Raw genomic sequence first — 13333 nt, forward strand, 5'->3', positions numbered from 1 at the left:
GACGGGGTATCTTAAAAACGGAATTTTTTTAAAGTAATGCGGAGTGACTTGAGGGCGTTGGCAATTTGTTTTTTAACGGTTTCTTCGCTGATCTCCATGGCAGCGGCAATTTCTTTCCTGGTTTTATGTTCCTGGTAAGCAAGGCGGAATACCTGTGACTGCCGCTCCGGCAGCAGGCTGATGGCGCCTTCCAGCTGTGCGGCCAGCTCCTGGCTCTCCAGCCGGCTTGCCGGCAGCACTACCGTGCCCGGCTGTAATATACGCTGCAGCCGCCTGCGCTGCGTATCATCCTTCGCCATCTGATTCAGACAACGGTTCTTGATCGTTACAAACAGGAAATTCTTCATGCTGGCAGTACTGCTCAGGTCTATCCGCAGATACAACGACTGCTGCCAGAAGTCAATAAAAAACTCCTGCACCAGCTCCCGCGCGGCTTCCTCATCTTTCAGAAAGGTCATCGCTGTAATCAGCAGCCACTCCCGGTAATGACCGTAGAACTGCTCAAAGGCCTGCAGGCAACCCGATTTCAGGTAGGCAAGTAACTCAATATCGTTCGAGATGGCATTCATGCAAGACTAGTCGGTTGATGACTGGCAGGCTGGTGTCGACCCGCATTTGGTTGTTTTCACCGGTAACACGTTGAAGGATGTCGCTCGAATGGCCCTGAGATATTTCCGGCGCACTCAGTGGATATATTCGATGAGGGGAAGATTATGGATTTAACAAACGATTATAAAGTTGTTAAGCAAATGTTATGCATGTGTTTATTTGAGATTTGGTTATTTGAGATTTGTATCCACAAAATGTGCCCCCTGGGGAATTTACGGATTTACGAATTTTGGGATTTTGGAATTTTGAGATTTATAAATGCAGCGAAAAAATGTAAGATCTTCGCTGCATTTATAAATCTCAAAATTCCAAAATCCCAAAATCAGTAAATCTTAATCAAATCTCAAATAACCAAATAAAAAAATAACCCAATAAACCTTATTTTCTTCTGGCTTTACGCTTCTTCGGTTTGCCGTATTTCAGCATCATCTTTTCTTTATGGCTGATTTTTTTATTGGTCTTCATATTTTTTGCCAGCTTCTGGTGAAAAGCAGGGCCGGCTTCTGTACGCTTCGGCGCCTTCACCAGCGTATTACGCATGTGTACCTTCGGCTTTTCATCTTCTGTCAGCACATCTGAAATGACTAGGTCTTCCGGCAGCGTCGCTACCGGTATACGGTAATCCATCAGTGCTTCGATGTTTTCCAGCTGTTCTGCTTCCAGCTCTTTGGTCAGCAGAATGGCAATCCCTTTCTTATCGGCTCTGCCCGTTCTTCCTATACGATGTATATAGTTCTCCGGGACATCAGGCGTGTCAAAGTTGATGACATGCGTTACTTCAGCGATATCAAGTCCGCGCGCAATAATATCAGTGGCTATCAGAAACCGGTACTGGCCGGACTGAAACTGGTTTACTGTATTGAAACGGTGGTTCTGTTCCTTGTTGGAATGTATCACGCCTACCTTTTCCGGGAAACGCTCCTGCAGCTGTTCGTAGAGATCGTCTGCCAGTTGCTTGGTGCCCGCAAAAATCAGCGTTTTGGTCATGCTGTCGTCCCGGGAAATAAGCAGCTCCAGCAGGTTTACTTTGGTATTGAAGTTAGGTACGCGGTATACTATCTGATCGATGTTTTCCAGCGGAGTGCCTGCAGGCGCGGCTTCTATACGAACGGGATTGTCGAAGTGCGTGTTTATCATCGCCTCCACTTCTTCGGTCATGGTAGCAGAGAACATCAGGTTCTGCCTTTTGGGAGGCAGCAGGTCCATGATGTTACGCAGCTGTGTACGGAAGCCCAGGTTCAGCATTTCATCTACTTCATCAATGATCAGCTTTTTGATGGACTTCACTTTCAGGGCGCCGCTCAGAATAACATCATACAGGCGGCCCGGTGTGGCTACCAGCACATCCAGTTTATTCTGCACGGCAGCCATCTGCGGATTCATGTTTACACCGCCGTAAATGCCCATCACTTCCACACTCATGTAAGGTGTCAGCTTCTTTACAGATTCCACTACCTGTACTACCAGCTCGCGGGTAGGCACCAGGATCAGTACCTGCGGATATTTTTCTTTTGAAAATTTAAATTGACGCAGCACCGGCAACAGATAGGCAAAGGTTTTACCTGTACCTGTCTGTGCTATACCACACACGTCCTGTCCGGACATGATTACTGAAAATGCCCGTTGCTGTATGGTGGTAGGTTTGCTGAGACCCAGTTCATCCAGCGCATTCAAAAGGGGCGTGTTCAGGTTTAAATCACGAAATGTCATGTTACTTCTAAATATGAACGGCGAAGGTAACTAATATTTTCCGGGTGCGTTTTCTGTTCCTTATTCTATACATTTATACGTATAAAAATATAACCATGCGCGATATACATATACAGGCCATCAGGGTGCATCAGTACGGAGGTCCCGGAGAACTGAAACTGGAAGAAGTACCGCCGCCCGTGGCAGGGCCCGGACAGGTGCTGATTAATATTACAGCCACCGGCGTGAATCCGGTGGACTGGAAAATGCGGGAAGGAATGCTGGCAAGGCCGCTGCCTTTTATTCCCGGTGTGGAGGCTTCCGGTGTGGTGATTGCCCTCGGGGAAGGTGTGACGCACCTGAAAGTGGGACAGGCCGTGTATGGCTCAGTAGACGGGTCTTATACAGCCTGTGCTGCCGCAGATGCCAGCCGGATATTTCCCAAACCTGCTCATCTCTCCTTTGAGCAGGCTGCTGCTGCGGGTGGGGCTAAAATCGCCTGGAGCGCGCTCTTTGAAGAGGGCAGGCTGACAAAAGGACAACGGGTACTCATACACGCAGGGGCAGGTGGAGTAGGGCACCTGGCGGTGCAGCTGGCCTATCATGCCGGCGCATACGTGATAGCTACTGCCGGAGAAGAAAATATTGATTTCGTGGCATCACTGGGAGCGGATGAAGTCATCGATTATAAGGCCGCGCCATTTGAAACACAGACAGGTCAGGCAGACCTGATACTGGACACCGTTGGCGGCGACACACTGGAGCGTTCCTATCAGCTGGTAAAATCCGGCGGCACACTGGTTTCCATCGCAGGAAAGCCCGATGAGGCAAAGGCTGCCGCTGCCGGTATCAGGGCGGTATGGAGCGGCGCAAAATCAGTACGCGCCATGCAGGAAGTGGCCCGGCTGCTGGACCGCGGGCTGATAACGCCCGCTGTCAGAAAAGTATTTGCGCCTTTGTCTGCCGCCGCTGCCGCACAGGAGTACAGCCGGCTGGGAGGGCCAGGAAGAGGCAAGGTAGTACTGCTGATTGAATAATCATTTTCCCAGAATAGTTTTCCGGTGCTGCTTACCCCATGTAAAAAGCGCGTCTATCACAGGATTCAGCGTGGCGGCATATGGGGTAAGCGTGTATTCCACCGTCACCGGCTGGCTGTCATACACCTGCCGCCGGATCAGTTTATGCGTTTCCAGGTCCTTCAGCTCCTTGGACAATACTTTGGAGGTGATCTTCGGAATGCTTCTCTCTATATCCCGGAATCGCTGATGCCCGTTGGAGATGGCAATGATAATCGGCAGCTTCCATTTGCCGTTGATGACATCCAGCGCATCCCTGACAGGCATAATCACTCCCAGGCAGTCCCGGTGCCCGTTCTCTTTAGCCGCTTCCTCGCAGCTTTTGGGCCTGGCTATCTTCCCTGATTTCAGTTCAGTTGTTTGCATATGATAATTATATCCTCTTCATCTTCGCACTTCCCCGTATGTTATAATAATAAAGCGCTTACCTATGGTATAGTGCTAACCTTTAGGTAACTGCTAACTTTTAGATAGCAAATATATTACTTTTGTGATGTTTCTTTCTAAAAAATGAAAAATATGAAAGTAGAAATATGGTCTGATATTATGTGCCCCTTCTGTTACATCGGTAAACGTAAGTTTGAAGCGGCACTGGAACAGTTTCCGGAAAAGGACAGCATTCAGGTGGAATGGAAAAGCTTCCAGCTGAACGCCGGCCTGAAACAGGAGCCGGGCAGGGATATTTATGATTACCTGGCGTCCATTAAGGGCGAGAGCCGCGAATGGGCAGCGCAGGCGCTGGCACAGATGACCGGCATGGCGAAAGAGTCAGGACTGGATTTTCATTTTGAAAAAGCCGTGGTAGCCAACAGCTTTGACGCACACCGCCTGATACAGTTTGCCAAACAGCACCAGCTGGGAGATGCGGTGGAAGAACAATTGTTTGCTGCCTATTTCACAGACGGGAAAGATGTCAGCAATCATGAAACGCTTGCTGACATCGGCGCTGCCATAGGACTGAACAGGGATGCGGTCGTAGCCATGCTCCGCTCTGATGACTTCTCCGGCGCAGTGAATACCGACGGCCTGGAAGCGCAGCAACTGGGGGCACGCGGTGTTCCCTTCTTTGTAATGGACCGCAAGCTGGGAGTGGCCGGCGCACAACCGGTAGAAGCATTCACCCAGGCGCTCACCCAGGCATTCGGCGAATGGAAGAAAGCACAACCGCTGACTACCCTGGAAAATATAGAAGGCCCGGTTTGCTCGCCAGACGGAACCTGTAACTGATAAATTAATGATGGCTTCAGACAGTGATGACAATATCTTGTTAGATTTGTTTTTCAAATCAGTCTGTCTATGTCGCTCCTCAAGAGGATCAACCCGTTTTCAAAACAAAATAACGACACCGGCTTCGGTACCAATCCAACAGCGTACGGAGGCCGGTTTATTAACCGCGACGGCACCTTCAATATCCGCCGCGAAGGGCGTCCCTTCCGGGAACGCTTTAACGTATACCATCTGATGCTGAATCTGCCGGTATGGAAATTTACCATTGTGGTATTGTTGTTTTACTTCTCCATCAACCTGCTTTTCTCCGGTATCTACTGGCTCATCGGTACAGACCAGTTTCAGGGTATTATCGGCTCCACGCCATGGATACGGTTTAAGGAAATATTTTTCTTCAGTACAGAAACCTTTACCACCGTAGGTTACGGTCGGGTAAACCCGGTGGGCGACGGCGCCAATATAGTAGCCGCCATTGAAGCCATGTCTGGTTTCATGTCTTTCGCTGTAGCGACAGGTCTTATCTACGGCCGTTTTTCGCGGCCCAAAGCTCACCTGGTATTCAGTGATGAAGCGCTGATAGGCACCTATCGCGAGGGCGCCAGAGGACTCATGTTCCGTTTCGCCTCCTATAAAGATAATCACACCCTCACCAATGTGGAAGTACTGGTCACTGTAGGCTTACAGGTGCAGGAGAACGGCGCACCGGTCTATAAATTCTATACATTGGAACTGGAAAGAGCCAGGATAGAATCTCTTTCCATGAACTGGACCGTTGTTCATCCTGTTAACGAAAACAGCCCGTTGCTGGGCTTTACCGCTGAGGACATGGAAAACGCCGACGTAGAAATTTATGTACTCGTGAAAGGTTTCAACGACGTATACGCCAACACGGTGCTGCAACGCACCTCGTATACCTTCCGGGAAATCCGCTTCAACCGCAAATTTGTTCCCATGTACCGCGAGAGCGGCACAACAACGATATTGGAGCTGCATAGGCTGAATCAATCCGTTGATACGGAGTAAATAATTACGAATTACGAATTGCGAATTACGAATGAGGAGCGGAGACATAAGCGGATAAAGAATTTACTTCTTCGCTTATGTCTTCGCTCCTCATTCGTAATTCGTAATTCGCAATTCGCAATTCGTAATTATTTACTCCTCGAAATTCCCAACAGCCCTATATACGTAAAAAGTCCGTTTATAATCAGCAGCTCCAGTCCAATCTGGAACTGGCCGAAAATAGCGCTCTGGTTTTTGTCTACTATATAGCAGAGCAGCGGGGCGGCAATACATATGAGTGGAACCAGCCGGTCGTTTACGGTACGCTTGGTAAAGATGCCGAAGGCGAAGAGGCCGAGCAGCGGGCCGTATGTGTAGGTAGCTACTTTCAGGATCACGCCGATCATGCTCTGGTTATTGATCCAGTGGAACAATAATACAAACAGCAGGAAAACGAAAGCCATCAGGAGGTGTATACGTTGCCGGTATTTTTTCTTTTGCGCTTCAGACCAGTCGTTTCTGCGTTGCATATCCAGGATGTCGATGCAGAAAGAGGAGGTGAGGGCTGTCATAGCCCCGTCGGCGCTGGGGAAGAGGGCAGAGATCAGCGCGATGATAAAGATGACGGAAATCACCGGCGGCATATGATGCAGGGCCAGTGCCGGGAAGAGGTTATCGCCTTCAGCGGTCACCTGCTGCTGTGCGCCATACAGGTGTAACAGACCGCCCAGGAACAGGAAGAGGCCAATCACCATCAGCATGATGAAGGCCAGGGATACCATGTTCTTTTTAGAATCTTTCAGTGTTTTTACAGAGATGTTTTTCTGCATCATTTCCTGGTCGAGGCCCGTCATGGTAATGGTGATGAAGGCGCCGGCCAGTATTTGCTTGACGAAAAACAGCTTACTGTTCGGATCAAAGACGAATATTTTCGTCAGCCCCCTGCTTTCCATGGCGGCAATGCTTTCCCCGAAGCTGAGGTTCATGGTATGCAGTATATAAAAGACACAGATGATCAAACCTGCAAGCATACAGGTAGTTTGTAACGTGTCCGTATATACGATGGTTTTTACACCGCCCTCATAGGTGTACACGAGGATCATGAAAAGAATGATCAGCGTGGTAACCCAGAAGGGTACGCCGAAGCTGGAGAGTATGGCATCCTGCAGTATCCTCACTACCAGGTAGAGGCGTGCGGTAGCGCCCAGCGTGCGGGAAAGAATAAAGAAGGAAGCGCCTGTTTTATAAGACCTGGGGCCGAAACGGGTACTCAGGTAATTATAGATAGAGGTGAGCTGCAGCCGGTAATACAGCGGAATCAATATATACGCGATGGTAATATAGCCGATGAAATAGCCCAGTGTAATCTGGAAATAGGTAAAGGCATCTTTACCTACGGCTCCCGGAACACTTACAAACGTTACCCCGCTCAGCGAGGTGCCTATCATCCCGAATGCAACCAGCATCCAGTTACTGTTACGGTTGCCGATGAAAAAGGAATCGTTATTGGAATTGCGCCCTGTATACCAGGCAACGATCAGCAGAATGACAAAGTAGGCAATGACAAAAGAGAATAATAATCCTGGCGACATAAATCAAATTTAATCAAGATACCACTTTCCTTCGAAGAAGCAATAGCGGCAGAACGCAAATATAATATCTTCAGCAGGTTATCTCCCCTGAAAATTACCCGGATATCTCCCGGAAAAAATATTTGCTTCAGTCAGATAATATATTTGACTTAGTCAAGTATTTGCGTAGATTTGTGTTGAAAAACAATTTGCTATGTCATCCGAATCATCACTGGTTGCTGAAATACGCCATTTTAACCGCTTTTATACAGGCGTCATCGGCCTGCTGGACCAGCATATCCTGGACAGTAACTTTTCCCTGTCGGAAGTAAGGGTATTATACGAAATTGCGCACACCGAAAAATGTACGGCCGGTCAGCTGACCAGCGCCATGCAGATCGACGGCGGATACCTGAGCCGGATCCTGAAGAAATTTGAAACCGCCGGTCTTATCTCCCGCCACCGGTCGCCGGCCGACGGGCGCACCTTTTACCTGCAGCTCTCTGCCAAAGGGAAGAAGCTGATGTCTTCCCTGGATGAAAAATCATCCGGAGAAATAGACCGCATCATCAGCCCGCTGACGGAAAAGCAGCAACAGCAGGTCGCCGGCGCCATGAAAACCATAGAAGGCGTATTATCAGACCCGGCATCCGCTCCCGTTTCGGATATACGTATCCGTTATAACCTCCAGCCCGGAGACGTTGGCTACCTCATTTACCTGCACGGGGAACTCTATGCCAGGGAAAGCGGCTATAACCTTGAGTTTGAAAGCTATGTCTGCAAAACATTCCATGACTTCCTTCCCACCTATAATACCAACAAGGACCGCGTATTCCTCGCCACCTGCGACAATAAAATAGTAGGCGCTGTGGCCATCATCGGCTCCTCCCGCCACCTGGCGCAGCTACGCTGGTTCATTGTTCATCCCGACTTCCGGGGAAAAGGACTGGGTAAAAAACTGCTGCAGGAAGCCATTGACTTCTGCCGGGAAAAACTATACCAGAAAGTATACCTCCTGACCACCGACATGCAGGCGACCGCCATCGATCTCTACAAAAGAAACGGCTTCCGCAAAACCGGCGAGAAACACCTGCAGCAATGGGGGCAGCAGCTGTATGAGCAACGGTTTGAGCTGGATGTGATGTAGTTATTTAAGATTTGGTTATTTAAGATTTGGTTATTTGAGATTTTGACACACCGACGTATATACCGTTGGTCTTTTAAGTCCAAAAGTATATACGTCGGTGTGTCAAAATCTCAAATAACCAAATCTTAAATAACTACATCTTTACTGGTATTTACGCAACAGCACAATCTGTCCCAGGTGATACGCATCATGCTCCGCGATGCCCTGGATATAATAAATAGCTACCTGGTCGGTGCCGGGGAAGGTATCAAATAATTCCTGCTCAGGGAATTTGCGGATGGTGGCTGCCATCTGTTCAAAGGAGTGTTGCAGGCGGCGCAGGGTGGCCTGCCAGTTTTCTTCTCCGTGGTTGTCCGGCATATAGAAATCGGGCAGGTCGCCGTCCTTTTCCGGAGGTTCATTATAAATATAACGCTGGGCCCTCTGGTGCCAGAAAATAATGTGGTTGACGATCTGCCAGATGCAGTTGGAGTCATTGATCCTGGCTGTTGCCTGCCGGGCGTCGATACGGGGGAGATGTTCTTCAAAGGTTACGCCCAGCCAGGGTTCACCGTTATAAAGTGCCTCAATGGAAGAAGCAAGGTGTTCTGTAAGCTGCATAATCATTAAATTACAAAATCAAGTTAACTCATTTGTGCCTATTTTTAAATAAAAACAACCCAAACGTTATGAATCAAGAGGAACTGGAATCAAACAAAAATGAAGATGCGATGAGAAGAACTATCAGTACTATGAAACAGCGCATGGGCCTGATAGAGCAGGGAGGAGGGAAGAAAAGTCTGGAGAAGGTACGGCAGCGTGGTAAGCTGACGGCCAGGGAACGTATCCAATACCTGATTGATAAGGATACTCCCTTTACAGAAATCGGCGCCTTTGCCGCCTGGGAAATGTACCCGGAATACGGCGGATGCCCGGCAGCCGGCACAGTAGGCGGTATTGGCTATGTCAGCGGCCGGCAGTGTATGATTGTAGCCAACGATATGACGGTAAAGGCAGGAGCCTGGTTTCCGATGACCGGTAAAAAGAATTTGCGGCTGCAGGAAATAGCGATGGAAAACCACCTGCCTGTTATCTACCTGGTAGACAGTGCAGGCGTATTTCTTCCCATGCAGGATGAAATATTTCCGGATAAGGAACATTTCGGCCGCATCTTCCGCAACAATGCACGGATGAGCGCTATGGGCATCACCCAGATCGCCGCTGTCATGGGCAGCTGCGTGGCCGGCGGCGCTTACCTTCCTATCATGAGCGACGAAGTGCTGATGGTAGAAGGCAACGGTTCCATTTTCCTGGCAGGACCTTATCTCGTGAAAGCCGCTATCGGGGAAGACGTAGATGCGGATACGTTAGGAGGCGCCGTTACACATACTGAAATATCCGGGATAGCCGACTATAAATTCAAAAATGATGAAGAATGCCTGGATCAGGTGAAAAGAATAGTGAGTAAGCTGGGACATACCCCCGGCGCGGGCTTTGACCGTATTGCCCCGGCGCCTCCGGCTATGCCGGAAGCAGAACTGGATAATATTCTGCCGGTAGACAGCAGCCGGCCCTACGACATGCTCGACATCATTCACCGCATCGTGGATGATTCTGCCTTTGATCAGTATAAACAGGACTACGGCAAAACCATCCTCTGCGGCTATGCCCGCATCGACGGATGGGCCGTTGGCATCGTAGCCAACCAACGCAAAATAGTAAAGAGCCGGAAAGGAGAAATGCAGATGGGCGGCGTTATCTATAACGACAGCGCCGACAAGGCCGCACGCTTCATCATGAACTGTAACCAGAAACGTATTCCCCTGGTATTCCTCCAGGATGTTACCGGCTTCATGGTTGGCAGCAGAAGTGAACATGCCGGCATCATCAAAGACGGCGCAAAGCTCGTCAACGCCGTAGCCAATTCCGTTGTTCCCAAAATCACGGTTATCATCGGTAACTCCTATGGCGCCGGCAACTACGCCATGTGTGGCAAAGCCTACGATCCCCGCTTTATCTTCGCCTGGCCCTCTGCTAAAATAGCCGTTATGGGCGGCGAACAGGCCGCAAAAACACTGCTGCAGATACAGGTGGCCTCTCTGAAAGCCAAAGGCCAGGAAATTACACCCGAAGACGAAACCCGGCTGCTCAACGAAATCACTGAAAAATATAACAGCCAGACAACACCCTACTATGCAGCCGCACGCCTGTGGGTAGATGATATCATCGATCCCCTGGATACCCGCCTGAAAATCGCAGAATCCCTCAAAGCCGCTAATAATGCACCGATAGGAGAAGCATTTAATGTAGGCGTTTTTCAGGTATAAAGCAATTGGGATTAATTATGAATTACGAATGATGAATTATGAGTTAAAGCGAGGATCCAAGCGGATGATATTTTACATATCCGCTTTAATCTTCGCTTTAACTCATAATTCATCATTCGTAATTCATAATTAATCCCAATTATTATCTTTGCGCCTTATGGCTCAATTACAAATATATACAGATGGTGCATCCCGGGGTAATCCGGGACCTGGAGGATATGGTGTTGTACTTATCTGGGGGAGTATCAGGAAGGAATTATCGCAGGGCTACCGCAAGACGACCAACAACAGGATGGAGCTGCTGGCGGTGATTACGGCGCTGGAGGCATTGAAGAAAGACGGACAGGAGCTGACAGTTTTTACTGACAGCAAGTATGTGGTAGATAGTATAGAGAAAGGCTGGATATGGGGTTGGGTGAAGACCGGTTTCAAAGACAAAAAGAATAAAGATCTGTGGCTGCGGTTTATTCCGTTGTACAGAAAACACAAAATAAAAATGCAGTGGGTAAAAGGGCATGCCAGCAATCCGCTCAACAACCGTTGCGATGAACTGGCCACACAGGCTGCCGATAGCGGCAACTGGCTGATAGATGAAGGTTTTGAAAGTGGAAATTAAAGCAGCAGCGCCGCGAACCAACTGATGCCCAGGATTGTAATATAAGCGGAAAATCCAATTTTCGTTTATGCTTACCTGGTTCATTCAAACACTGCAACAGTATCCGGAGATAGCCGTCATGTTAACCCTGCTTATAGGTTTTCTGATAGGCAAGATACGTATCAGGGGATTTACCCTGGGCACCGTTACCGGGGTGCTGCTGGTAGGTATTCTGATTGGCGGCTGGCATATTCATATTCCCGGTGCTACCAAATCCATCTTCTTCCTTTTTTTCCTTTTCTGTACAGGATATAGTATTGGTCCGCAGTTCTTCCAGGGACTGAAAAAGGACGGGGTGCCCATTGCCCTGTTTTCTTTTATGGTCTGCTGCAGCAGTGTGGTCTTCTGCCTGATTATTGCAAAAATACTGAACTTCGAAACCGGTACCACGGCAGGTTTCATGTCTGGCTCCAATACATGCTCCGCCATAATCGGGGTGGCTTCCAATACGATCAGTGAACTGAACATCGGCGATGATGAAAAGACAAGGCTGATTAATCAGATACCGGTAGCCTATGCGGTAACGTATATTTTTGGTACGGCGGGTACCAGCTGGTTTCTGTCGGTGGTAGGCCCGTGGTTTATGTCGGGCAGCCGGGAGAAGCTGATTGAAGAAACGAAGAAGCTGGAAGCTACGCTGGCAGAGAATGCTGCGGAGGGCGACGAAAACGTTACCATGGCATATGACCAGGTGGCATTCAGGGCTTACCTGGTGAACAGTGAGCTGACCGGAGATGGTAAAACAGTGCAGGAGATAGAGCAGATGCTGCTGCGCAAGAAGCGGTTGCTGTATATCCTGCGGGTGAGAAGGAATGGCGAAATGATGGCAACGCCGCCGGATTTTGTAATTCGTGCAGGAGATATTATTGCCGTAGGCGGGCAACGCAGCGCTGCTATTGCTTCAGAAGCTATGCTGGGCAAGGAAGTAGCCGATGCGGAACTGCTGGCATTTCCGGTACAGCGTGTGAATGTGATTATCAATAAAAAGAATGTGGTCAACAAGCCTATTAAAAAGCTGGTGCCGTTGCTGCATGGGGTAAGTGTGCGCAAGATTACCAGAACAGGTATAGAGATGCCGTTAAGTCCCAATACGGTACTGTCCAAAGGAGATATTGCAGAACTGGTGGGGCCGCAGGAAGAACTGGATGAAGCGGTACCTTTGCTGGGCTATAAGGAAAGGGTAGGAGTGGAAACAGATATTGTTTACCTCGCTGCCGGTATTGTGGTAGGTACGCTGGTGGGCGCTATGAGTGTGCGCATCGGCAATGTGCCGATAGAGCTGAGTACGAGTGGTGGTGCACTGATCGCCGGTTTGTTTTTTGGCTGGCTGCGCAGTGCTATTCCGCGTTTTGGCTATATACCGCCGGCATCGGAATGGGTGCTGTCAAAGCTGGGATTGCATGTTTTCATTGCCATCGTAGGTCTTTCTTCCAGCGAAGGTTTTTTACAGGGGTTGAAAGAAGAAGGGCTGACTTTATTCCTGGCTGGCGCAGTGCTGAGTTTACTGCCGATGGTGGTAGCGTTGTTTCTCTCCAAGTATGTGTTTAAGTTTCATCCGGCGATAGGGCTGGGAGCCTGTGCCGGCGCGCATGATGAATCAGCGCCGTTGCTGGCGGTACAGGATGCGCTTAACAGTAAGGTGCCTGCGCTGGGGTATACCGTAGCATATGCAGTAGCCAATATTACGTTAACTACTTCGGGTGTTATCATAGTATTGTTAACCCATAAAGGTGGTTAACCGCTGCTGTTTATTTTCTTTTATGATATAATAATTTCACCATTCATCACAAAAGAATATATTGAAATCCGCTCCAGTCGTGTATGTGACCTCCTGTGTTGAAATTTATTTTCAACTTTTTTAACATTTCTTTTGTTGATAAAAAGTAAAGGCATTAGCTTTGCATCCCATTAGTCTATAGGAATTGTAGAATAATGATTATTCAATGAAATTTTACATCAAAGGAAGCCGATTTATGGAAATGAAGAACCAGCCACTTTTCTGTCACAACATGTGCTGTTGTAGCTGTTAATAATCAACTGCATTATCTTCC

General features: G+C 48.7%; 12 protein-coding genes. 7 read left to right on the plus strand and 5 right to left on the minus strand.

The features are described from left to right. Window positions 1-11: 11 nt before the first annotated feature. Window positions 12-569, minus strand: a complete 558-nt coding sequence (locus GWG06_RS01615; protein WP_127041317.1) for a sigma-70 family RNA polymerase sigma factor — start codon at window positions 567-569, stop codon at window positions 12-14. Window positions 570-987: 418 nt separating this feature from the next. Then, window positions 988-2319 carry a DEAD/DEAH box helicase gene (locus GWG06_RS01620; RefSeq protein ID WP_160710949.1) on the minus strand — a complete coding sequence of 444 codons (1332 nt, stop codon included), beginning with the start codon at window positions 2317-2319 and terminating at the stop codon, window positions 988-990. A gap of 95 nt (window positions 2320-2414) precedes the next feature. Here GWG06_RS01620 and GWG06_RS01625 point away from each other — a divergent pair, with 95 nt between their 5' ends. Further along, on the plus strand, window positions 2415-3335 hold the full coding sequence (locus tag GWG06_RS01625; RefSeq protein ID WP_160710950.1) for an NADP-dependent oxidoreductase: 921 nt from the start codon (window positions 2415-2417) through the stop codon (window positions 3333-3335). Here GWG06_RS01625 and GWG06_RS01630 read toward each other — a convergent pair whose 3' ends face one another. Next, window positions 3336-3740 (minus strand): winged helix-turn-helix transcriptional regulator, encoded by a 405-nt coding sequence (locus GWG06_RS01630; RefSeq protein ID WP_127041311.1) that lies wholly within the window; start codon window positions 3738-3740, stop codon window positions 3336-3338. Between the two features lie 153 nt (window positions 3741-3893). On the opposite strand from GWG06_RS01630, the gene GWG06_RS01635 reads away from it, so the two are divergent. After that, on the plus strand, window positions 3894-4601 hold the full coding sequence (locus GWG06_RS01635; RefSeq protein WP_160710951.1) for a DsbA family oxidoreductase: 708 nt from the start codon (window positions 3894-3896) through the stop codon (window positions 4599-4601). A 69-nt stretch (window positions 4602-4670) separates the two neighbouring features. Next, complete coding sequence (locus tag GWG06_RS01640; RefSeq protein ID WP_160710952.1) at window positions 4671-5624, plus strand: ion channel; 954 nt, start codon at window positions 4671-4673, stop codon at window positions 5622-5624. A gap of 128 nt (window positions 5625-5752) precedes the next feature. Here GWG06_RS01640 and GWG06_RS01645 read toward each other — a convergent pair whose 3' ends face one another. After that, window positions 5753-7195, minus strand: coding sequence for a sodium:solute symporter (locus tag GWG06_RS01645; RefSeq protein WP_127041305.1), 1443 nt, complete (start codon window positions 7193-7195; stop codon window positions 5753-5755). 193 nt (window positions 7196-7388) lie between these two features. On the opposite strand from GWG06_RS01645, the gene GWG06_RS01650 reads away from it, so the two are divergent. Beyond that, the gene (locus GWG06_RS01650; RefSeq protein WP_160710953.1) at window positions 7389-8321 is read left to right on the plus strand and encodes a bifunctional helix-turn-helix transcriptional regulator/GNAT family N-acetyltransferase; all 933 of its coding nucleotides are present in this window, start codon (window positions 7389-7391) and stop codon (window positions 8319-8321) included. 141 nt (window positions 8322-8462) lie between these two features. Here the strand turns inward: GWG06_RS01650 and GWG06_RS01655 are convergent, their stop codons facing one another. Beyond that, window positions 8463-8921, minus strand: a complete 459-nt coding sequence (locus GWG06_RS01655; RefSeq protein ID WP_158631544.1) for a DinB family protein — start codon at window positions 8919-8921, stop codon at window positions 8463-8465. Window positions 8922-8989: 68 nt separating this feature from the next. Between GWG06_RS01655 and GWG06_RS01660 the strand changes: the two genes are divergently transcribed. The 3 genes from GWG06_RS01660 to aspT all read left to right on the plus strand — a co-directional run bounded on the left by GWG06_RS01660 (window position 8990) and on the right by aspT (window position 13020). Further along, entirely contained in the window at window positions 8990-10627 is a 1638-nt protein-coding gene (locus GWG06_RS01660; RefSeq protein WP_160710954.1) for an acyl-CoA carboxylase subunit beta, read from the plus strand. Between the two features lie 157 nt (window positions 10628-10784). Then, on the plus strand, window positions 10785-11243 hold the full coding sequence (rnhA, locus tag GWG06_RS01665) for a ribonuclease HI (RefSeq protein ID WP_127044195.1): 459 nt from the start codon (window positions 10785-10787) through the stop codon (window positions 11241-11243). A gap of 67 nt (window positions 11244-11310) precedes the next feature. Continuing rightward, window positions 11311-13020: an aspartate-alanine antiporter gene (aspT, locus tag GWG06_RS01670; protein WP_127044194.1), complete on the plus strand. Its 1710-nt coding sequence runs from the start codon at window positions 11311-11313 to the stop codon at window positions 13018-13020. Window positions 13021-13333: the final 313 nt, after the last annotated feature.

The sequence above is a fragment of the Chitinophaga solisilvae genome (assembly GCF_009928525.1).
GTDB lineage: Bacteria > Bacteroidota > Bacteroidia > Chitinophagales > Chitinophagaceae > Chitinophaga > Chitinophaga solisilvae.